The sequence below is a fragment of the Seonamhaeicola sediminis genome (assembly GCF_004358095.2).
Taxonomy (GTDB): Bacteria; Bacteroidota; Bacteroidia; order Flavobacteriales; family Flavobacteriaceae; genus Seonamhaeicola; species Seonamhaeicola sediminis.
Genome location: NZ_SMZJ02000004.1, coordinates 374795 through 397222 on the forward strand (window position 1 = coordinate 374795; position 22428 = coordinate 397222).

Annotated in this window: 16 protein-coding genes and 1 other RNA gene; 11 read left to right on the plus strand and 6 right to left on the minus strand. The window is 32.8% G+C overall.

Annotation, left to right across the window (positions count from 1 at the left end):
- Positions 1 to 116 precede the first annotated feature (116 nt).
- Genes E1J38_RS08010 through E1J38_RS15165 form a run of 6 tightly spaced genes read left to right on the plus strand, consistent with a single transcriptional unit; the run spans position 117 to position 6668 of the window.
- Entirely contained in the window at positions 117 to 1166 is a 1050-nt protein-coding gene (locus tag E1J38_RS08010) for a tartrate dehydrogenase (protein ID WP_133355520.1), read from the plus strand.
- A gap of 5 nt (positions 1167 to 1171) precedes the next feature.
- Positions 1172 to 1807: a cyclase family protein gene (locus tag E1J38_RS08015; RefSeq protein ID WP_133355521.1), complete on the plus strand. Its 636-nt coding sequence runs from the start codon at positions 1172 to 1174 to the stop codon at positions 1805 to 1807.
- The gene (locus E1J38_RS08020; RefSeq protein WP_133355522.1) at positions 1807 to 3207 is read left to right on the plus strand and encodes a four-carbon acid sugar kinase family protein; all 1401 of its coding nucleotides are present in this window, start codon (positions 1807 to 1809) and stop codon (positions 3205 to 3207) included. The genes E1J38_RS08015 and E1J38_RS08020 overlap by 1 nt, the downstream gene beginning before the upstream one ends.
- 1 nt (position 3208) lies before the next feature.
- Positions 3209 to 4474 carry an MFS transporter gene (locus E1J38_RS08025; RefSeq protein ID WP_133355523.1) on the plus strand — a complete coding sequence of 422 codons (1266 nt, stop codon included), beginning with the start codon at positions 3209 to 3211 and terminating at the stop codon, positions 4472 to 4474.
- Positions 4464 to 5489 (plus strand): Gfo/Idh/MocA family protein, encoded by a 1026-nt coding sequence (locus tag E1J38_RS08030; protein WP_133355524.1) that lies wholly within the window; start codon positions 4464 to 4466, stop codon positions 5487 to 5489. Before E1J38_RS08025 ends, E1J38_RS08030 begins: the two co-directional genes overlap by 11 nt.
- Positions 5490 to 5513: 24 nt before the next feature.
- On the plus strand, positions 5514 to 6668 hold the full coding sequence (locus tag E1J38_RS15165) for a hypothetical protein (RefSeq protein WP_222428237.1): 1155 nt from the start codon (positions 5514 to 5516) through the stop codon (positions 6666 to 6668).
- Between the two features lie 32 nt (positions 6669 to 6700).
- Here E1J38_RS15165 and E1J38_RS08040 read toward each other — a convergent pair whose 3' ends face one another.
- Entirely contained in the window at positions 6701 to 9145 is a 2445-nt protein-coding gene (locus E1J38_RS08040) for a TonB-dependent receptor (RefSeq protein ID WP_133355525.1), read from the minus strand.
- Positions 9146 to 9276: 131 nt separating this feature from the next.
- Between E1J38_RS08040 and E1J38_RS08045 the strand changes: the two genes are divergently transcribed.
- Positions 9277 to 11286, plus strand: coding sequence for a protein-disulfide reductase DsbD family protein (locus E1J38_RS08045; RefSeq protein WP_133355526.1), 2010 nt, complete (start codon positions 9277 to 9279; stop codon positions 11284 to 11286).
- Positions 11287 to 11291: 5 nt separating this feature from the next.
- Here the strand turns inward: E1J38_RS08045 and E1J38_RS08050 are convergent, their stop codons facing one another.
- Positions 11292 to 12344, minus strand: a complete 1053-nt coding sequence (locus E1J38_RS08050) for a glutaminyl-peptide cyclotransferase (protein WP_369407154.1) — start codon at positions 12342 to 12344, stop codon at positions 11292 to 11294.
- A 69-nt stretch (positions 12345 to 12413) separates the two neighbouring features.
- Here E1J38_RS08050 and ffs point away from each other — a divergent pair.
- The 3 genes from ffs (at position 12414) to E1J38_RS08065 (ending at position 13888) form a co-directional block, all read left to right on the plus strand.
- Positions 12414 to 12512: signal recognition particle sRNA small type (gene ffs / locus E1J38_RS08055), an RNA gene on the plus strand.
- A 77-nt stretch (positions 12513 to 12589) separates the two neighbouring features.
- Positions 12590 to 13393 (plus strand): SDR family oxidoreductase, encoded by an 804-nt coding sequence (locus tag E1J38_RS08060; protein WP_133355527.1) that lies wholly within the window; start codon positions 12590 to 12592, stop codon positions 13391 to 13393.
- Between the two features lie 63 nt (positions 13394 to 13456).
- Positions 13457 to 13888 carry a hypothetical protein gene (locus E1J38_RS08065; RefSeq protein WP_133355528.1) on the plus strand — a complete coding sequence of 144 codons (432 nt, stop codon included), beginning with the start codon at positions 13457 to 13459 and terminating at the stop codon, positions 13886 to 13888.
- On the opposite strand, the gene E1J38_RS08070 is transcribed toward E1J38_RS08065, so the two are convergent.
- A complete protein-coding gene (locus tag E1J38_RS08070) occupies positions 13885 to 15309 on the minus strand; it encodes a TlpA family protein disulfide reductase (RefSeq protein WP_133355529.1) in 1425 nt (474 codons plus the stop codon). The two genes, E1J38_RS08065 and E1J38_RS08070, sit on opposite strands and share 4 nt — an antisense overlap.
- A gap of 186 nt (positions 15310 to 15495) precedes the next feature.
- Here E1J38_RS08070 and E1J38_RS08075 point away from each other — a divergent pair, with 186 nt between their 5' ends.
- Positions 15496 to 17121: an ABC-F family ATP-binding cassette domain-containing protein gene (locus E1J38_RS08075; RefSeq protein WP_133355530.1), complete on the plus strand. Its 1626-nt coding sequence runs from the start codon at positions 15496 to 15498 to the stop codon at positions 17119 to 17121.
- On the opposite strand, the gene E1J38_RS08080 is transcribed toward E1J38_RS08075, so the two are convergent.
- The 3 genes from E1J38_RS08080 to E1J38_RS08090 form a co-directional block, all read right to left on the minus strand.
- Complete coding sequence (locus E1J38_RS08080; protein ID WP_133355531.1) at positions 17118 to 17357, minus strand: putative signal transducing protein; 240 nt, start codon at positions 17355 to 17357, stop codon at positions 17118 to 17120. The two genes, E1J38_RS08075 and E1J38_RS08080, sit on opposite strands and share 4 nt — an antisense overlap.
- Before the next feature lie 94 nt (positions 17358 to 17451).
- The gene (gene pheT, locus E1J38_RS08085) at positions 17452 to 19878 is read right to left on the minus strand and encodes a phenylalanine--tRNA ligase subunit beta (protein ID WP_133355532.1); all 2427 of its coding nucleotides are present in this window, start codon (positions 19876 to 19878) and stop codon (positions 17452 to 17454) included.
- 255 nt (positions 19879 to 20133) lie between these two features.
- On the minus strand, positions 20134 to 22353 hold the full coding sequence (locus E1J38_RS08090) for a TonB-dependent receptor (protein WP_133355533.1): 2220 nt from the start codon (positions 22351 to 22353) through the stop codon (positions 20134 to 20136).
- Positions 22354 to 22428 lie beyond the last annotated feature (75 nt).

Genomic DNA, 22428 nt, shown 5'->3' on the forward strand with positions numbered 1-22428 from the left:
TGTAATAAATGAAATTTTAAATCAGTTTTTTAACAATATAGATTATATTTGTACTCTAAATTATTTAAATAACTATAAGTGTGCAAATAATTGCGCATAGAGAAAATTAAGATTAAATGAGTAAAGCATACAAAATTGCGGTAGTACCGGGTGATGGTATTGGAAATGAAATTGTACCAGAGGGTTTAAGGGTTATTAATGCAGTAGCTGAAAAACATGGTTTTTCAATTGAAACAGAATCGTTTGGTTGGGGAGCAGGCTATTATTTAAAGCACAATGAGTTTATGCCAGCAAACGGATTAGAAACACTAAAGGATTTTGACGCTGTTTATTTTGGGTCAGTTGGTTTACCTGCGGTAGATGATACGTTACCAGCTAAAGATTATACCTTTAAAGTACGTACCGGTTTCAATCAATATGTAAATTACAGACCAGTGAGAACTTATCCTGGTGTTACGCGTCCGTTGAGAAGTGACAAACATATAGACTTTGTAATTGTTAGAGAAAACACAGAAGGTGAGTTTGTTCAAATGGGAGGGCAATATCTTCCTGATGAGGAAAATGGAATGGGAACCGATATGAGTGTTTTTACCAGAAAAGGTATTGAGCGTGTGGCTCATTATGCTTTTAAATTGGCAAGAACCCGTCGTAAAAAAGTAACTCATATTACTAAATCTAATACATTAATTAATAGTTTGGCATATTGGGATAGGGTTATCAAAGAAGTTGCTCAAGAATATCCAGATGTAGAGCATGAACAAATGTATATTGATAACTCAACAGCTATGTTTGTTTTAAAGCCAGAGATTTTTGACGTGGTTTTAACAACTAACCTTTTTGGAGATATTTTAAGTGATTTAGGTGGCGCTGTTATGGGAAGTCTTGGTTTAGGAGGTAGTGGAAATATTAACCCAGAAAAAGAATTCCCTTCAATGTTTGAGCCTATTCATGGATCTGCTCCAGATATTGCTGGTAAAAATATTGCAAACCCTTACGGACAAATTTGGTCTGCGGCCATTATGTTAGAGCACATTGGTGAAGTTGAAGCTGCTAATAATATTATGGAAGCCATAGACAAAAGTACGTCAGAAGGTGTTTTAACAGTAGATTTAGGAGGAAGTGCTACTACCTCTGATGTAGCTGATGCTGTGATTAAAAACCTTTAATATTAATGAGCAATATTGTAGATCTTACAATAACTTATTTTAATGGTTTAAAAGGGTTTTCAAAAGAAACTGCAAGAACTATTGATAATGACGGGTGGAATGCTAGTACGCTAACATTCTACTCGCATTGTGGTACCCATATGGATGCCCCCATTCATTTTAATGTTAAAAATGAAACTATTGACGAAATTCCTGTTGATAATTTTGTTGGAAAAGCTTGGGTTGTAGATGTTAGACATATTGGCTCTAAGGGCATAATTGAAGTTGCTCATATTCCTGTAGATATCATTAAACATTTTACTGAAGGAGATAGCCTTATTTTTTGGACAGGCTGGTCACAGTATTTAAATGAAACAAAATATCGGGATGAATTACCAAGAATTAGTGAAGAATTAGCTCATTGGTGTCTTGATAATAAGGTAAAAATGGTTGGAGTAGAGCCTCCTTCGGTGGCAGATGTAAATAATATTGAAGAGGTTACAAAAATCCATCAAATTTTATTAGAAGGCGTGGTAATTATCGAAGGTTTAACTAATTTAGATAAACTTAAATCTAACTGTGTAGAGTTGATAGCGCTACCTCTTAAAATTGGTGCTGGTGATGGAGCACCAGCACGCGTAATAGCTATTGAGAAATATTAATGCGTATACCATTATCTCAAATATTATCAAATATACCTGAATCCGAGAAAAAGGATTTCAGAAGTTTGAATAAAACACTTTTTAAAGATTTAAATAAAGCTTGCATCATTGTTGATGACGACCCAACAGGAAACCAAACGGTTTATGATATTCCATTATTAAATAGTTGGACCGTAGAAATCTTGGTGGAGGAACTTAAACAATCACCTGCTTTTTTTCTTTTAACTAATTCCAGAAGTTTAAGCCCTGAAAAAGCAGCAATAGTTTATAAAGAAATTGCTGAGAATATAAAAAAGGCTTCAAATATAGTAGGTAAAGCGGTAAGTATTATAAGTAGAAGCGATTCTACTTTGAGAGGACATTTTCCTTTAGAGCCTTCAACACTTCAAAATACTCTAGGTTTAAAAGGTGCTGTGACAGTATTCATTCCTGTTATGTTTGAAGGAAAACGAATTACCTTGAATGATACCCATTTTATTGAAGATCATGGTGATTTAATACCGGTGAACGAAACGCCTTTTGCTCAAGATCACTCTTTTAAATATTCCAACGCTGATTTAAAAGACTATATTCAAGAAAAGTCAAATGGAGCTATAAAGGCTTCTGATGTATTTTCATTTTCCTTAAAAGCTATTAGAGAGAAAAACACTGAAGAATTGACCCAGGACATTATTAATCTCTCCAATGGGACTTACTGTATTTTCAACTGTATTAATTATACCGATTTAGATAAAATATCTCAGGTTTTACTGAATGCCGAAAAAAAAGGTAAGCAGATTATTTACAGAACGTCCAGTTCTTTTGTGCCTTCATACATAGGTTTACCACCAAAAGGTTTGCTAGATGTTTCTGAGATATTAACTTCTGATTCAAATCATGGGGGATTAACCATTGTAGGTTCTTATGTAAAAAAATCATCTGATCAACTAAAGGAAGCCTTAAAACTTTTTAATAAGGATACAATTATAGAAGTTGATATTGAAAAAGTATTAGGAGATAATTCAAAAGCATATATTCAATCTCTAATTAGCTTTATAGACACTAAAATAAAGGAAGAGCATAGTATTATTGTTTACACCAGTCGTAAATTAGTTACTGGAAATACCACAGCATCCACAATAAATATTGCTGCTAGTATTTCACAAGCACTTGTTAATATTGTTAACGGATTAACTATAAGACCTAAATATCTTATAGCTAAAGGAGGTATTACATCACATGATTTGGCAACAAAAGGTTTGGAAATGAAGCGCTCTAAAGTTATAGGGCAAATTATGCCCGGGATTCCTGTTTGGGAAATGGGGACCGACACAAAATTTCCTAAATTGCCTTATATTGTTTTTCCAGGTAATGTTGGAACCAACAAAACCTTAAAAGAAGTAATCACTAAACTAAAATAACATGAACCAACGCATACCCAAGAAAAGATATGGTTTCTTTTTAGGAACCTTTTTAATTACCCTTTTATTATATGTAGATAGGGTATGTATATCATCAGCAAAAGATTCAATAGGAACAGATTTAGACCTTTCAGATATTCAAATGGGTTGGGTGCTTAGTGCATTTGCTTTGGGGTATGCATTATTTCAAGTTCCAGGTGGTGCCATGGGAGATAAGTTTGGCGTTAGAAAAGTAATGACAACCATTATGGTATTGTGGTCTATATTTACCGCATTAACAGGTGCCGCATGGAATTATATATCTATGTTATTTTTCAGGTTTATTTTTGGAGCAGGAGAAGCAGGAGCTTTTCCAAACATTTCTAGAGCGGCTTTTTCATGGGTGCCTACTAAAGAGCGTGGTATTTTTCAAGGAATAAATTTTTCTGGATCTAGATTGGGAGCTGCTTTTGCATTACCCTTGGTAGCTTATCTCATTGATGCTTGGGGTTGGCGAAATATCTTTTATTTCTTTGGTGCCATAGGTGTCATATTTGCAGTTTTATTTTTCACACTCTTTAGAAATAAGCCAGAGGAACACAAGGCTTTGTCTGAAGCAGAGAAGGAATATATTGTAAAAAACCGTCAGCATGAAGTAGAAAAAGTAGGAGGGAATTTACCAATGAAAACGGTTTTAACATCAAAGAATGTTATACTTGCCATGATTCAATATATTGGAAGTAATTTTATTTTCTTCTTTACACTTACTTGGTTGTTTCCCTACATAAAAGCCAAATACGGACTTAGTTTGGTTACCACGGGCTTTTATGCTATGTTACCTTTATTAGGAGGTGCTGTGGGTAATTGGGTGTCTGGCTTTATGGTAGATGCTATATATAAAAAGGGTAAATGGAAGCAATCGAGACAATATCCAGCCACCATTGGTTTTGTATTTGTAGTTATTGGTATTATTTCAAGTTTGTATATGGATACGGCATTAGGAGCGGTACTGTGTTTAACGGTAGCTATTTTTGGAGCTGATATGACGCTGAGCCCTTCATGGTCCTTCTGTATGGATATTGGAGAGGAAAACTCTGGAAAAGTATCTGGAATGATGAATATGGCGGGTAACCTTGGTGCGTTTTCTACAGCTTTAGCATTCCCATACTTACGGGAGTGGACAGGAACCGATGCACCTTTCTTTTATGTAGCAGCAGTACTGGGAGGGGTTGCTATTTTTTGTTGGTCTTTTATGAACCCAAATAAAAAGCTAAACGATGAAATCTAAATTAAAAGGTGTAGCTATTGGAGCAGGTTATTTTAGTAAGTTTCAGTATGAAGCTTGGACCCGTATTCCAGAAGTTGAAATTACAGCACTTTGTAATTCTAATTTAGAGCGTGCCAGAGGGATTATGGAACCTTATGGAGTAAAAAATCATTACACTGATTATAAGGAAATGATTCTTAAGGAAAAACCTGATTTTGTTGATATTATAACACCGCCAGAAACACATTTTGAGATGTGCAAATTTGCTGCAGATCAGGGTGTACATATCATATGCCAAAAGCCTTTAGCACCTACCTACGAAGAGTCTAAAAAAATTGTAGATTATGTAGCTTCAAAAGGTGTTCGTTTTGTGGTTCATGAAAATTTTAGGTTTCAGCCCTGGCATAGAGAAATAAAGAAACTTATTAGTAATAACGAAATTGGAGACTTATTTAGTCTTAACTTTAGATCTAGAATGGGTGATGGTTGGGGAGATGATGCGTATTTAGCAAGACAACCGTATTTTAGAGATTACAAGAAATTACTTATTTATGAAACAGGTGTTCATTTTATTGATACGTTTCGTTGTCATGCAGGAGAAGTTACAAGTGCATATGCTATTTTAAAACGTTTAAATCCAGTGATTAAAGGGGAAGATTCTGGATTAATGATTTTAAATTTTGAAAACAATGCTCATGCTATTTGGGATGCGAATAGGTACAATGAAAATAATTTCAAAAAGTCTAGATATACATTTGGAGAGTACTTAATTGATGGTTCCCAAGGTTCTATCAGGCTTTATTCAGATGGAACAATTACTGTACAGAATTTAGGTGAAGCCGAGAAGAAGCATGAGTATGTTCATAATGACATTGGGTTTGCAGGAGATTGCTGTTATATTTTCCAAAGAGATTTTATTGATAAACTTAATTCTGGCATAGCATTTGAAACAAGTGGAGAAAATTATTTACGCACTTTACAAGCGCAAGAGGCAGTATATAAATCAGCCGAGATGAATACTCCTGTGGCTCTATAGATAACAGTATTAAACTAACTATAAATGAAATATTTTTATTATTTAATAATCACTTGTTTTAGTTTTCAACTATCACATGCTCAACAGCTAGAAAAAGACACCCAAAACATTTCAAGTAAGGCAAATAGCATTATTTTAACTGGTATTGATGATTTCAAAATAGATGGTGAAGGAGAAGCTATTTACTATCAGGAAAAAAAGCGTGGTACACTTGCAATAAATGCTGCAATAGTTGAATTAAGGGACAAGTGGGCTAGTGCAACACATATTTTTAAAGGGGAAACAGGTTATTATTCTGCTGAACTGAATACTATTACTGAAAATGACGGAGAATCAACTTATGAACTTTATGTTAATGGTAAAGTACTCAAGGCAATGGTGAACCCTGAAACTTCTGAATCTTTCAAGGAGGTAAAACTAAAAATAGGTAAGGTTTTTTTAAAGAAGGGAGATAAAATAAAAGTAACCTCTAAAGCAGTTACTAATGGTAAGATACCAGAAAATGGAGGTACCGCATGGTCTAGAGGAAGATGGAAATCGTTGGGATTGAGCCCTGTTGTTTTTAATTTAATAAATGAATTAAGTAATGTTAAGCCTTTTGAAGAAAAAGATGGGCTTTTAGTTGTTGAAGCTGAAAATTTCCATTTTAATACGGATAATGAAAGTCCTAGAAAATTTTTATTGCATACATATGGTGAAGATTTACCTATGGGAAATAAGAACAATCATACTGAAACTGCTAGTGGTAAAGCTTATTTAAAAGCATTACCAGACACTAGAGTCACACATGACGATAAGCTCATCATTAATGAGAATTTTTTCCCTATTCCGGGCATTGGGGGTATGGTATCTTATAAAGTAAAAATTAATAACCCAGGAACATATTACGTTTGGGTAAGAGCATTTTCAACGGGTGCTGAAGATAACGGGCTTCATGTTGGTGTTAATGGAACGTGGCCCAAAAGCGGACAAAGAATTCAGCTATGTCAAGGAAAACATAAATGGACTTGGTCTTCTGCACAAAGAGTACCGGAAAATCATTGTGGAGATCCACAAACAATTACATTGACTTTTGATGAGGCTGGAGAACATATTGTTTCTTTTTCTATGCGAGAAGATGGATTTGAACTTGACAAGTGGATTTTATCTAAGGATAAAGGTTATATTCCGACAAATTAAAAGAATTTTTAAGCTCTCAAATTTGAGAAAATCTAGCGTCTCCTTCGTTGTCCAGAGTATTCCAAGGCTTCACCCTTTCCAAAGCCATAACTAAAACCAAAGGTAACAAACCTACCTCTTAGACTTCTATTAAACAAGTAGAACTCTTCTTGAATAGTTTCAGATTTTCGGATTCTTGAAGCAAAAATATCTCTTACACTAAAATTTAAGACACCTTTTCCTTTTATAATTTTTTTTCGCAAACCAAGGTCAGCAAAAATATTTTCGGCTATTTTGCCTTGAACCGTTTTTACATCAGATTGGTAATTTCCGGTAACTTCAAAATCAATATCTGCAGGAAGCCCAAGTTTACTAGTAAGTTTTCCAGTCCATTGATTTGCATTGAAATCAATGGAAGTTCCATTAAAATCACCTTGTCTTTTAAAGGCGTTATAATTGATGTCACCATTAAAAACTAACCATTTTGCAACAGGATATTTTCCGTTAAATTCAATACCTATAGCGTCTGTGGTTCCTATGTTATAGGGTTTAAAAGTATTTACATTGTTTTCAAAAATAGAAACGCTTCTTTCTATGGTATTGGTAGTATAACGATAATAAACTCCAAAATTTAAAGAGGCTTTTCCTATGTTATAAATATTAGTCAATTCAAATGAATCTGTAAACTCAGGGAGTAATTCTGGGTTTCCAGTTCTTATATTAAAATTGTTTCTAATATTAAAAAATGGATTTAAATCCCATAACCTAGGTCTATAAACACGTCTTGAATATCCAATTTGTAAAGAGTAAGCATTATTAAACTTGTATGAGGAATGAAAACTAGGAAAGAGGTTAGAGTAGTTTTGGTTGTTTTGCTCATTGGTATTAACAAGAAAGGTTTCAAGGTCTGTGTTTTCAACACGTAAACCAACTTTTACCCCCCATTTATCAGCCTCATAGGCAGCAGTTCCGTAAATACCTAGTACATTTTGATTAAACTCAAATACATTAGTTTGATTAGGATCTGATATAAAATCACTTCCAACTAAATCCTGTACTTCAAAATCGTTACTTACATTGTTCAGTAGGTATTGTGCACCTGTTTCAATAGTAAATTTTTCATTAAAAGGTTTGGTGTAATCAAATTTAAACGTGTAGTTAGCTTCTTTAAAGTCGGTGCGTGTTTTTTGAATAGCATCTCTATCAGCCCCCATCAAAGTTAAATCTTCAAAATCTGAGGATTGTTCTTTACCAAAAAATTGTCCTAATGCACTAAAAAGAAGCATATGATCTTCATGGTCATCAAAATCTCTTTTGTATTGCAATTCATATTGATACTTTGGGTTGGTGGCTTCGGTTTCTTCTGTTCTTTTCCAGTTAGCCCTTTCAGTACCATCAAATAAACTAAAATTAGTTTCGGAAGGTTGTTCTTCAATCTCGTAAGCAAAATTTCCAGAAAGCGTTAAAACATTGTTTTTGTTTATATGATAATCGGTTCCTAGAACAATATTATAATACTTTTCATTTCTGAATTCAGTACCTTCAGATTCCAAGATGGTGTTATTTATCAAATCTCTATTGATGTTTTTCCTGTTATTTGGTAATTTTCTGTAGCCTACACCCAATTGGCTAAAAAGATTAAATTTTTCGGTACGTCTATTTAAACTCAAACCAAAACTATGATTTGTAGGATCACCAATATTTATACTAGCAGAACCGTTTAAGCCTTTACGCTCCTCTTTTTTAAGAACAATGTTGATGATTCCTGAAGTTCCTTCAGCATCATATTTGGCTGAGGGGTTGGTAATAACTTCAACACGCTCCATCATATCTGCTGTAATTGTTCCTAATGCATTTCCACTGTCACTAGCAATAATTGAAGGTTTTCCATTTATTAATATTTGAACGCCTTGACTCCCTCGTAAACTAATGTCTCCCTCAATATTGACGTTTACTGAAGGAACATTGTTTAATACTTCTAAAGCGCTAGCACCAGTGCTACTTAAATCTTTACCAATATTGAAAATGCGTTTGTCTAGTTTAAACTCGGTTTTAGAAACTTCGGCTTCTACAACAATGGCATCAAGTTTTTCTAAATCTTCTTCAAGAAAGATGTTGCCTAAATCAATAGTTCCATTATGCTGCTGAAAATCAAAAATTCTTTTTGTTTTAAGGCCAATAAAAGTAATCTCTATATAAAATTTTGAAACTACTGTTTGAAGCTTAAATGTGCCGTCATCCATAGTTGTTGTTCCTGTTATATTTTCTTTGGTATTGACATCAACCAATAAAACTGTGGCATAAGCTACTGGTTGATTACTAGAAGACTCAATTATCTTTCCTGTAATGCTAACATTTTTTTTCTGACTAAAGCCTGAAATTGTTAATAGAAGAAAGAAAAGATTAAAAATTAAAGATTTTTTTTTCTTTAATAAATGAAAAGGATTCAAGAAATATGATTTATTTAGGCTTAGTATAGAAGGTTTTGATATAAACATATTAATTGTTAAACCATAATGATAAATATATACAGAAAATAATTAGGACTTGTATAAATTATAACAGTTTTTAACACAAGACTAACATTGGAAACAATAATTTTGTAAAATCTAAAAAAATAGAATATACCATGTATATAAAAAAGTTGCTAACATGTCTTTTATTTTTATGTTCAATAAACAGTTTTTCACAAATTTTAGAACCGGTAAAATGGTCAACGTCTGTTGAAAAAGTCTCAGATACAGAATATGTATTAATTAGCAAGGCTGAAATTGATACTGGGTGGCATCTGTACTCACAAAATGTTCCAGAAGATGGACCAATACCAACAACATTTTCTTATGTAATTGAAAATGATAATGACTTCAATATTATTGGAAAAACTATAGAGGAAGAGGGCTATACGGTTGATGACCCAGTGTTTGGTATGAAAATAAAGTATTTTGAAGATTCAGCAACCTTTGAACAGAGAATTGAAATTACTGGTAAAATTAGCAAGATTAGAGGGACTGTAGATTTTATGGTTTGTGATGACACAAGATGTTTACCGCCAACTACTATTGATTTAATATTTCAGTTTAAAGGGGAATCTGCAATTTCTGGTTCAAACGAAAACACTCAGCTTGATTCAAAGACAGACAACTCAGCTGCTAATATCAACCTCTATGGTATGAATCCAGAGGACATAAAGTTAATTGAAAATCAAATCAAGGAAAAAAAATCTCTTTGGACAATTTTTGGACTTGGTTTTCTTGGTGGACTATTGGCCTTGTTAACCCCTTGCGTATTTCCGATGATACCATTAACAGTAAGCTTCTTTACCAAGAGTGAGGGGGCAAACAAAAGCTCTGGTATTGGAAAAGCTTTATTGTATGGTTTTTTTATTTTGCTGGTTTACCTCATATTAAGTGTTCCTTTTCACCTTTTAGATTCTGTAAACCCTGACATCCTTAATGAAATATCTACCAATATTTGGCTCAATATTATTTTCTTTGCCATTTTTGTGTTTTTTGCATTTTCATTTTTTGGGTACTATGAATTAACCTTGCCTGAAAGCTGGACGAATAAAACAACCAAAGGAGAAAATCTAGGAGGAATTGTTGGCGTGTTTTTCATGGCATTAACTTTAGCTATTGTTTCATTTTCGTGTACTGGACCAATATTAGGTTCGTTGTTAGCAGGCTCATTAACTGCAGATGGAGGTGCATGGCAGCTTACAGCTGGTATGGCTGGCTTTGGGGTTTCGTTAGGGTTGCCATTTGCATTGTTTGCTATGTTCCCTAATATGATGAATGCCTTACCAAAATCAGGTGGATGGCTAAATACCACCAAAGTGGTTTTAGGGTTTTTAGAATTAGCATTGGCTTTTAAATTCTTATCTAATGCTGATTTAGTGGCCCATTGGGGGCTTTTAAAAATTGAGCCTTTTCTCATTATTTGGATTATTATTTTTGGAGGTTTGGCACTTTATCTTTTTGGAAAAATTAAATTCCCACATGATTCTCCTATCATTAAACTGTCATTTTTTAGAATTTCTACGGCCTTCTTAGTTACAGCATTTACTGTGTATCTAGTTTCTGGTTTTAGAGTAAATAAAGAAACAGATACATTTATGTCACTAACGCTTTTGAGTGGATTAGCCCCTCCTGTAGGATATAGTTGGTTTTTACCAAGTAATACAACAAATAACCTAAAAACCTTCAAGGATTTAAAAGAGGGTATCGCCTATGCCCAAAAAGTAAATAAGCCCATTATGATAGATTTTACGGGTTATGCCTGTGTAAACTGTAGAAAAATGGAAGAACACGTTTGGCCATTGGAGCAAATTGATAAATATTTGAGAGATGAGTATGTTTTAATATCACTTTATGTTGATGATAAAAAAGAATTACCAAAAAATGAACAAGTAGAAGTTAATAGGGTTAATGGCGGAACCCGATTGCTAAAGAATTATGGTCACAAATGGGCTAATTTTCAAACACAGTTTTTTAAATCCAATTCGCAACCCTATTATGTGCTTTTGAGTTCTGACGGTAAACAAATGCTAAGTGAGCCTGTAGGCTACACTCCAAATGAAAAGGAATATGCTAAGTTTTTAAAAACAGGAATAGACACTTATAAAGGTTTTTTAAAAAGGTAAACTAACTACTCCAATATTTCAACTTCAAAAAGTTTATCCCAACGTTTACCGGTAACAAAAATAGTTTTAGTTTGTGGATTATAGGCTATTCCGTTTAGGACATCAAGTTTAGCGTGTTGTGTTACTTGTTCTTTTAAAGGGGTAAAATCTACAACGCCTATAACGCCACCGTTTTTGGGATTTATGATAGCAACCCCATTTTTTTGATATCGGTTAGCATAAATTTTACCTTCAATCCATTCCATTTCGTTTATTTGAGTAATCAATCCTTTGTTTGTACATACTTGAATGTAATCTTCCTCTACTAAAGTTTCTGGATTTAGAAGCCATATTTTTTCAGAGCCATCACTTTTATAAATTATATTGTTGTGATTACATAACCCCCAACCTTCTTTACTATTGCCATATTTAAAACTACTCATTTTTTCAAGAGTATCAACATCGTATACAAAACCTATATTTTTTTTCCAAGTTAATTGGAATACTTTATTGTTTAAAATAGTAAGTCCCTCACCAAAATAGTCATTAGCCAAATCAACATTTTTTAAAACTTCACCAGTTTTATAGTTAAGTTTTCGGAGTTTGGATTCTTTATACTGTCCGGTACTCTCGTATAAATATCCGTTATAAAATTCTAATCCTTGGGTATAGGAAGTTATGTCATGTGGATACTCATTAATGATTTTGTATTTATAAATTTTGGGAGCAACATTATTTAAAATTGTAATTGCCGTAGTTGTGGTCTGTACATCGCCTTCAAAATAAATGGTAGCTTCAAGGGTTTGCTTTCCTAGTTTAAAATCTAGCAAATGCGTGTTATTGGTTATTGTTTGATTGTTAATCTTGTAAACAACCGAGTCAATGACATGTTTCTTTTTATTTATAATAGAAAGCGATAAAGTTTCATTATTAGTTATATTGCCCTTTTCAGTATTGGTTTTAATTAAAAAATCATCTTTTTTCTTTCCGCTATTAGAGCCGCAGGAAATAATAAACCCACTTAAAAATATGATAAATAGATACTTGACTATATACATGGTAAATCTTAAAAATTTCAAGCAAGATATTTATTTAAAATCAGTTTAGAAAAACATTGTGAAAATTTTAAAAGGTTGTATCTTTGCAGCCGGCAAGTCCTACACAACCAGCTCCTGTTGAATCCTCCAGGGCGGGAACGCAGCAAAGGTAAACGGTTGTAGCGGTGTGATGTAGGTAGCTTGCCTTTTTTTATGCGCTAAAGTTAAATTTTCTTTTCGGCAATCTATGTTGTATTTTGTCACTTCGTTTTAAATAAAGTTTAAAAATGTCTAAAGTTGTATTGATAACAGGTGGTTCATCAGGAATAGGTAAATCTATTGGTGAATTTCTTTCAGAAAAAGGTTTTGAAGTGTATGGTACTAGCCGTAATCCCTCAAAATATAAAGGCAGTAAATTTCCTATTTTGGCTTTGGATGTAAAAGATGTTTCTTCTATTAAAAGTGCTGTTAAAACTGTTATTGAAAAAGAGGGAAAATTAGATGTATTAATTAACAATGCAGGGGCAGGAATCACAGGACCCATTGAGGAGATTCCGGAAGCTGAAATACAAAATAACTTCGATACTAATTTTTTTGGACCTATCAATGTCATTAAATCTATTTTACCACAAATGCGTGAGCAGAATAGTGGTTTGATAATTAATGTAACCTCAATAGCAGGTTATATGGGATTACCCTACCGAGGTATTTATAGTGCCAGTAAAGGTGCTTTAGAATTGATAACTGAAGCTTTTAGAATGGAGCTTAAAGATTTCAATATTAAAATGACTAATGTGGCACCTGGAGATTTTGCTACCAATATTGCAGCTGGCAGATATCATGCACCACTTATAGAAGATTCGCCATATAAAAAGCCTTATGGAAATACCTTAAAGCTTATGAATGCACATGTTAACTCTGGAAGTGATCCTAATTTAATGGCAAAGGAAGTTTTTAAAATAATAAACACTACCAACCCTAAAGTTCACTATAAGGTGGGTGAGTTCATGCAGAAATTCTCTATTGTTTTAAAACGAATTTTACCTGATAAGGTTTATGAAAAGCTTTTGATGAATCATTATAAACTTTAAGCTTTGATTACAATTTTGTGATTGGTATACTATTTGATTCTGTTGTTTCTAAAGTCATCGATAATGAAGAGACAATATTTATACTATTTACTTTCAATGTTTTTTATTTTTTTTGCTTCTTGTGATGATGTTCTGGATTGTATCATAAATGTTAGGCCTGAATTGCAAAATAAAAGTTTGGAATTTGCCCGTGTTGACCAGTTTTATCTTGAGACTATTTCGGCCGAAGTAAAAAATGAACCTAACGATAATGGCTACAACTACTATTTTACTGTAACTGGTAATATTCCTAAGGGTATTGAAGTGTATTATGATTATAGAAAAGTCATATTTGAGGGTACACCTATAGAAAAAGGAAGGTTTACAATTAGAGTGTCTTTGTATGTAGAATCTTTAGATGAGTGCTATTATGATGATTTTGAAGGGCGAACCATTTGTCATGACCCTTTATGTACAAATAATACTTCTAGAGCCTATACTTTATCTATACACTAATTATTTATTAAACCAAGAAGTTGTTCTTCAAAACTCATTGAAAAGATATTAGCGTTAGATCTTACTATTTCCTTATTTTCATTGATAATAAAGGTTTTGGTAACAGGGTAAATGACTAAAGCTTTTTTACTTTCCTCTGGGTTTTTAAATAAATATTGATTATCACAATTAAACTTACAATCTTTTAGTATTTGCTTTGGTTTTTCAAGACCGATATCATCAACATTTATTGTGATGAAATTTACTTCAGGATATTTAACTGTTAGTTCTTTTATTTTTAGATAATTATCTTTAAAATGGCTATACATACCATTAGACCAAAAGGTAATTATTGTAGGTTTATTGATAACAGAGTTTATTTCATACTCATTGTTATTGTAATCTAAAATTGGTATGCTAGGAAGTTTTGAGCCGGGTTCTAATTTTTGTAATGCCCTAACATAATGTTCCATAGAGTTTTTAGAAAATTCATTATTGGTCTTTTCAGAAAAAGATGCCAATATTAGGCTATTACCCTTTGGGTTATTACTTAATGAAATATATTTAATTGTAAAATAATAAAGTAATTCATCCTTAATACTTTCATCTGTAACTAAGCTATCTATGAGATGCAATCTGTCTAAATTAAAACAAGCAGAGCTCCATTTAAAACGTTCATCTCCCTTGTGTTTGTAGTGTGCTTCGAGAGAGATGTTGTTGAAATTACTTCTCAAAAACTTATGGTAGTTATGATAATGTTTAAAAAAAGTATCATTGTAGTTTATGGTTTCTCTATAACTGTAAAAATCGTCAGGTAATTTTATTAAAAAATCACCTTTGTTATTGCCATAATGCATAAACGGATACATTTCTTTACTAGCATTGTAGTTAAAACCTATGTTAGCTAGTGCTATTTTATGGAATAAATCTGAAACATCGTATTTTTTTGTAAAACGTTCTAAATTATCAAGTCTTCTCTGCTTTAAAGAATCAACACGCTTTAGATATTCCAAAGGCTCTAATTGACACAGTTTAAGGATATATTTTTCTTCTTTTTCGTTTTCTAAGAACTCATTTATGAAATAATTATTCTTTTTAGCTCCTTTCCCCGTATAAACTAAAGATTCATCAAACTCTAAAGTGTTAAGTCTGAGCAACACGCTATCATTTGGTTCTAGTAAAATAGATTGATATTCTCCTCCATGTTTAAAAGTATAAATACCTTCTTTAAGACTATCTATTTTATAAAGAAAGCGATTTCTTCCATCAAGTCTGATAGTATCTGTTTTGTGTTCTCCTTTTTCAAGAACTAAAAATTTAGTGGTGGGGTTTATGATTTCCCCACCAAAATAGGCAATGTTATTTTCAGTACTAGAGCTATTTTTTTCACAGCTCCAAAAAAACATTAATGAGGATAATAATATAGAAACATATATTTTCATGAATCCCTCGTCAGTTATGATTTGCTATACAAAAATATGTGTTGTTGTTATAAAGTGTTGTTAATGCGTTGTTAAATATTGAAAACGTTAAGTTAAACAGTTCTTTTAAGCGGTTTAAAATAGGCTATTTAAGTTTCCTCTTACCAATTCATTTTTCTACTTTTGCCAAAAATTTAAAATAAGCACATGTTATCAGTATCAAATCTTTCAGTTCAATTTGGAAAACGTATTCTTTTTGATGAAGTAAGCACAACCTTTACACAAGGAAACTGTTATGGTATTATAGGAGCTAATGGTTCAGGGAAATCCACATTCTTAAAGATATTGTCTGGAAAAATGGAACCAACATCAGGGCACGTGTCATTAGAATCTGGTAAACGTATGTCTGTTTTAGAGCAAAATCATAATTTATATGATGAGCAAACGGTACTAGAAACAGTTTTAATGGGAAATAAGCCATTATTTAAAATTAAGACTGAAATAGATACTTTATATGCTGATTATACTGATGAAAATGCTGAAAAGATTGGTGAACTTCAGGTACAGTTTGAAGAAATGAATGGTTGGAACGCCGAAAGTGATGCTGCAGCTATGTTATCTAACTTAGGAATAAAAGAAGATTTTCATTACACTTTGATGAGTGATTTAGACGGAAAGCAAAAAGTACGTGTATTACTGGCACAAGCGCTTTTTGGAAACCCGGATGTGCTTATTATGGATGAGCCTACCAATGACTTGGACTATGAAACCATTTCTTGGCTTGAAACCTTTTTAGCAAATTACGATAATTGTGTTATTGTGGTATCTCACGACCGTCATTTTTTAGATGCAGTATGTACACATATTTCAGATATTGATTTTGGAAAAATAAACCATTATTCCGGTAACTATACATTTTGGTATGAATCATCGCAATTAGCAGCACGCCAAAGAGCACAACAAAATAAAAAAGCAGAAGAGAAGAAGAAAGAGTTAGAAGAATTTATCCGTCGTTTTTCTGCCAATGTTGCAAAAAGTAAGCAAGCAACTAGTAGAAAGAAAATGATTGAAAAATTAAATATTGAAGATATTAGACCCTCTTCTCGCAGGTATCCCGCTATTATATTCGAGCGTGAAAGAGAAGCAGGTGACCAGATTTTAAATGTTGAAGGACTTTCAGCTTCTATTGATGGAGAAATTCTGTTTCAAAATATAGATCTAAATCTTGTAAAAAGTGATAAGGTTGTTGTGTTTTCAAGAGATTCTAGAGCTACAACGGCGTTTTATCAAATTTTAAACAACAATGAAAAACCAGATGCTGGAAAATTCTCTTGGGGAATAACTACAACGCAATCGTATTTACCATTAGATAATAGCGAATTTTTTGATAATAATTTAACTCTTGTTGACTGGTTACGCCAATGGGCTAAAACAGAAGAGGAACGCGAAGAAGTTAACATACGTGGTTTTCTTGGGAAAATGATTTTTAGCGGTGAAGAGGCTTTAAAGAAAAGTAACGTACTTTCGGGAGGAGAAAAGGTACGTTGTATGTTAAGTAGAATGATGATGTTAAGAGCTAATGTACTCATGCTAGATGAACCTACAAACCACTTAGACTTAGAGAGTATTACAGCCTTTAATAATTCACTTAAAAATTTTAAAGGTACTATCTTATTCACGACGCACGACCATGAGTTTGCGCAAACGGTTGCTAACAGAGTAGTGGAATTAACACCAAACGGCGTGATTGATAGATACACAACCTTTGATGAGTATATGCAAGACCCAAAGATTAAGGATTTACGCAATAAAATGTACGGTGTAACAGTTTAAGCTTGTAACTCTGAGTTTATTTCCTCAATTACAAGAACAGCCTTATCAAGTTCATCTTTATTTACATATATTTCTTGAAAGTGTGAAACAGAACTTCCTAAAATGTCTGTTATAATTCCTGAATCTGTTTGGTCTTTTACTATGGGGTTAATGTCTACCTTTTCAAGTTCATTTATAATACGTTGAACAATAATTAAATCCCCTGTAAAAACCTTTATATAGTTAGAATCTGTCATGGTTAATAAATTTAAGTGTTCTTTTAAATATACAAAATTTAATCGAAAAAAAAGCCAGCTAATGCTGGCTTTTAAAATTTATATTCAAACTATATTATCTTAGTTCTGCACCTAATTCTTTTTCAAAATTAGCTTGCAGTTTTTTCATTATTTTATCAATTTGTTTATCGGTAAGTGTTTTATTTTCGTCCTGTAAGGTGAAGCTAATGGCATAACTCTTTTTACCATTTGGTAAATTTTTACCCTGGTAAACATCAAATAAATCAACATGTTTAAGTAATTGTTTTTCGGTTTGAGATGCTATTTTGTCTATATCTTCAAAAGAAACGGAGTCATCTAATAGCAATGCGAAATCTCGTCTTACTGCCGGGTATTTAGGTATTTCTTTAAACTTTACATTGTTATGTTTTACCATATCTAAAATAGAATCCCAATCAAAATCAGCATACAAAACATCCTGAGTAATTCCAAAGTGCTTCAAAACCTTTTTATTTATCAATCCAAAGTCTACTAATTTATTTTTTCCCAATGATAAGCTAATACCCTCACTAAAAATATCATTTTTTACAGGTGAGACTTTGTAACGAGATAAACCTAAACGATCTAAAACAGCAGTAATAGTTCCTTTTAGAAAAAAGAAATCACTTTTTGTAACTGTATTGGTCCAACGTTCTTGTGAACGATTTCCTGTTACAAAAACAGATAAGTGTTTGAATTCTTCTCTGGAGTCATCATATTGATGATATGTTTTACCAAACTCAAACAGTTTTAAGTTATCTTGTTTTCTATTTATGTTATAACTAACTGTTTCTAATCCAGAAAATAATAGGCTTTGGCGCATGACCCCTAAGTCAGTGCTTAAATGATTTAAAATAGAGATGTTATGCGTTTCTTTTAAATGCTCACTTAACTCAATGTATTTGGCCGTAGTTAATGAGTTGGTCATAATTTCAAAGAACCCTTGTGATACTAATTGGTTTCCAACCACATTTTGTATTCTGTAATCATCAAATTTTAAAGTACTGGAGATAGAAGCATTTAATTTTTTTGTAGTACCAATATTGTTATAACCATAAACGCGTAATATTTCTTCAATAACATCGGCTTCACGTTGAACATCATTTCTGTAAGCAGGAACGGTTAAACCTAACCCCGTTTCGGTAACATTATTCACTTTTATTTCAAGTGAGGTTAAAATACTTTTAATAGTTTCTTTTGGAATTTCTTCTCCAATTAAATTTTTGGTATTTTCAAAGCTTAAGCGTACCTGGAAATCTTCAATTTTATTGGGATAAATATCAACAATATCACTAGTAATTTCACCACCTGCTACTTCTTGAATCAATAAAGTAGCGCGTTTTAGCGCATATTCAGTTATATTTGGGTCAATACCTCTTTCAAATCGGAATGAGGCATCAGTATTTAATCCGTGACGTTTGGCAGATTTTCTAATTGAAACTGGGTTGAAATAAGCGCTTTCTAAAAATATACTGGTAGTACTTTCTGAAACTCCCGAGTGCTCACCTCCAAACACTCCTGCAATACACATAGGTTTTTCAGCATCACATATCATTAAATCATCCTCATGCAATTCTCGTTCTATACCATCTAAAGTTGTAAACTTAGTTCCTTTTTTCAAAGTTTGAACTTTAATTTTGTTACCAGCTATTTTTAGAGCATCAAAAGCGTGTAGGGGTTGTCCGAGTTCGTGAAGCACATAATTGGTAGCATCAACCACATTATTAATAGGAACTAAACCAATAGCTTTTAATCTGTTTTGAAGCCAACTAGGAGATTCTTTAACTTTTAGCCCAGAAATTGTAACACCGCAGTATCGTGGCGCCAAATCTTTATTGATGACATCAACATCCATCTTCAACATACGGTTATCGATACGAAATGCACTTACTGATGGTGTAATGAGCTCCAGATTTATATCCTTTTGTAATAAACCAGATTTTAAATCTCTTGCAGTACCTAAATGACTCATGGCATCTGCTCTGTTGGGTGTTAAACCTATTTCAAAGACGTGGTCGTTTTCAATATCAAAAATATCAGCGCAAGGAGTTCCAACTTTAACGTTTTTATCTAATACCATAATGCCCTCATGAGATTTTCCAAGTCCCAATTCATCTTCGGCACAAATCATTCCGTAGCTTTCTTCACCACGAATCTTTCCTTTTTTTATTGTCCAACTCTCTCCTTCAGGAGAATATAAAGTTGTGCCAATAGTGGCAACAGGTACTTTTTGACCAGTAGCAACATTAGGGGCACCACAAACTATTTGCAAAGGTTCTTCACCTCCAATATTAACGGTAGTAACTTTTAATTTATCTGCGTTTGGATGTTTTTTACAGGTTAAAACCTCACCAACAACCACACCTTCTAAGCCGCCTTTTACAGATTGGTAAATGTCAATACCTTCTACCTCTAAACCCAAATCTGTTAATAGTTCTCCGGTTTTTTCAGGAGTCCAATCTATTTTAATGAATTGCTTTAACCAATTGTATGAAATCTTCATAGAGTCGCTTCTAATTTAGGGTGCAAACCTACAATTTTTTCATCTTTTTTTTATCATATTGAATCTGTAAATTGTACGTGCATGGAGCCTGAAGTATAAAATGATGTCTTCTTAGTGAATATAAAACTGAAGAAGGATGGGATTCAATAAGTACGTGTGTGTCTTTTAACTATATGTACTTAAGTAGTATTTGAAAATAAATTTTAAAACTTTGAGAATGGTAATTAATTTAAATTCAATTAACTAATGCAACTATCAAAAATTATACTGAATTTGAGCTTTTAGAAAAAAGGGCGTACCAGGTGTGAAATGAATTTCTTCTACTGGGCTTGTTTCGTTTACTAGTCTAGATTCCGTGGCAAATTGTGCCTCATTCCATTCTGTATTAAATAGATTTTGAATTTGAATTCCTAAGCTCATTTTCTTCCATTTGTAACCTGCATTTAAATCGGTTACCGTAAAACCTTTTGCTATAATGGAATTATCTTCATTTGCTGGACGGTCTGCTAAATGTCTAACATTTATGCTACCAAAAAATCCTGATTTACATACAAAATTAAGGCCACTTACTAAAGTGAAGTCTGGAGCAAGAGGAATATAATCTTCCCCTTCGGGTTCATTAATGGTACGTGCATAAGTGTAATTGGCATCAAAATTCCAGAACAGCCATGACAAAGGTTGGTATCTGTAGTTTATATCTATTCCTTGTCTTCTTGTTTTTCCGCTTGGTTCCACGATGCCTGCATCACCTACATAAACAAATTCTTGTTCAAGATAAAGATACCAATAAGCCATACTTAAAATCATATTTGGTTTAGGTTTCCATATATAACCAACATCAAACCCATAAGCTGCAGGTAAAATATCTCTGCCTTGTTCAGCAATGACCACTCTAGTATCATTAGAATGAAATCCCTTACCTGTTTTTAGGTATAGCTGCAATTCTTGATTTGGGTTAAAAAGAATATTGAACTTTGGACTAATAATAGCTTTGTTCTCTTCTTGAGTTGTATAGGCAGAAATCAAATGGTCGTTATATTGAAAATTAAAATAATCTATTCTTAAGGAAGGATTAAAACGCCATTTTTTTACATCAAATTTTACGCCTGCATAGGCTCCTATATTGGTCTCATTTACATCTCCTAGCTGTAATTGTTCAAGTGTCTCAATTCTATTTCGTGTATGCGAAAGTTCATTGTCCTTGCTTTGGTCATTTCGTAAACTTATACCTGCTTGCCAACTTCCATTAAGGTTAGCGTTCGAGAAGGATTGATTATACTCTGAGTTTAAACCAAAAATTACACGGTCTTCTTTTTGTCTTATTTGGTCGCCGTTAATAAGGTCATCTAGAAAAAAAGTAAAGTTTGAATAGAGTTCAAAATCGTATTGGTTGAAAAAGACTTTATTACTAATTGACGAGCGGTCATCAATTATTCTATCATAGTCAATTAACACATTGGTACGTGAGGTATAACCTCCTTCTGTATCATCTATAGCGCCAAATCGAGATATTAAACCACTATCTATTGCCCGCTGTGGAATTTGGCCTGAAGCATCCCATTTACTGTTGAAATGTGAAAGTGTTACACCCAATTTGTCTTGGATAGATAATGCACCAGAATATTTACCAAAGACATTCGTTCTGTTAAAATTTTGAGGACTATCAAAGAAACCATCAGTAGATATATATTCAGTGGCAACATAGGCATTATGTTTATCACCATCTATAATATTAAACATTCCTAGCATCCTGTAGGTATCAAATTGCCCTACTTCCATTTGAAGGGAGCTTTTGTCTAATTGCTCCTTTGTTTTAAAGTTTACATATCCCGCTGTGGTAAAGTTGCCCTTGTTTTGATAATACGGACCTGTGCCAAAATCTATATTTTCTATGGTTTCTGGTATGATAAAATGTAAATCGGAATAACCTTGTCCATGAGCATGTGATACCATATTAACAGGCAATCCGTCGACGGTAATATTTATATCGGTCCCATGATCTATATCAAAACCGCGTAAAAATATTTGTTCAGCTTTTCCTCCTCCAGCATGTTGCCCTATAAAAAGCCCAGGTACTCTTCTTAATATATCCTGGGATGAATTTACTGGATTGGTCTGGATATCTATATCTGTAATAATATGAAGTGCATTTATTTTAGGAGAAATAACTATTTCTTTTAAAGTAATAATCTTTTCATTTAAAACTAAAGTTAAATACTGTTCTAAATTTTTTATTACAAATAATTTTGTTTCAAAGCCTACATTTGAAATTTGTAAAGTATCGCCAACAGAACAACTTTCTATAGTAAACTCTCCACGCTCATTGGAATGCGTGTGTTTATCAGATGATTTATTAATAATATTGGCACCCTGGAAGGGTTGTTTAAACTCATCTATTATTTTTCCCGAGAGCGTTTGGGCAAAAAGCGTGGCATTGAATAAAAGAATTACAACAGTAAATAAATTTAATTTCATTGTATGTTTCTTGAATGAAGTTTAAATTGATTGAATCAAAAGAATACACAAATAAAGTTAAATTCACTTACTGTT

Bases quoted from the DNA above. Each gene is read 5' to 3' on its own strand.
- E1J38_RS08040 (WP_133355525.1), bottom strand. From the start codon at position 9,145: ATGTTTATATCAAAACCTTCTATACTAAGCCTAAATAAATCATATTTC.
- E1J38_RS08015 (WP_133355521.1), top strand. From the start codon at position 1,172: ATGAGCAATATTGTAGATCTTACAATAACTTATTTTAATGGTTTAAAA.
- E1J38_RS15165 (WP_222428237.1), top strand. From the start codon at position 5,514: ATGAAATATTTTTATTATTTAATAATCACTTGTTTTAGTTTTCAACTA.
- E1J38_RS08025 (WP_133355523.1), top strand. From the start codon at position 3,209: ATGAACCAACGCATACCCAAGAAAAGATATGGTTTCTTTTTAGGAACC.
- pheT (WP_133355532.1), bottom strand. From the start codon at position 19,878: ATGAAGATTTCATACAATTGGTTAAAGCAATTCATTAAAATAGATTGG.
- E1J38_RS08090 (WP_133355533.1), bottom strand. From the start codon at position 22,353: ATGAAATTAAATTTATTTACTGTTGTAATTCTTTTATTCAATGCCACG.
- E1J38_RS08065 (WP_133355528.1), top strand. From the start codon at position 13,457: ATGAAGAGACAATATTTATACTATTTACTTTCAATGTTTTTTATTTTT.
- E1J38_RS08010 (WP_133355520.1), top strand. From the start codon at position 117: ATGAGTAAAGCATACAAAATTGCGGTAGTACCGGGTGATGGTATTGGA.
- E1J38_RS08060 (WP_133355527.1), top strand. From the start codon at position 12,590: ATGTCTAAAGTTGTATTGATAACAGGTGGTTCATCAGGAATAGGTAAA.
- E1J38_RS08075 (WP_133355530.1), top strand. From the start codon at position 15,496: ATGTTATCAGTATCAAATCTTTCAGTTCAATTTGGAAAACGTATTCTT.
- E1J38_RS08030 (WP_133355524.1), top strand. From the start codon at position 4,464: ATGAAATCTAAATTAAAAGGTGTAGCTATTGGAGCAGGTTATTTTAGT.
- E1J38_RS08020 (WP_133355522.1), top strand. From the start codon at position 1,807: ATGCGTATACCATTATCTCAAATATTATCAAATATACCTGAATCCGAG.
- E1J38_RS08045 (WP_133355526.1), top strand. From the start codon at position 9,277: ATGTATATAAAAAAGTTGCTAACATGTCTTTTATTTTTATGTTCAATA.
- E1J38_RS08070 (WP_133355529.1), bottom strand. From the start codon at position 15,309: ATGAAAATATATGTTTCTATATTATTATCCTCATTAATGTTTTTTTGG.
- E1J38_RS08080 (WP_133355531.1), bottom strand. From the start codon at position 17,357: ATGACAGATTCTAACTATATAAAGGTTTTTACAGGGGATTTAATTATT.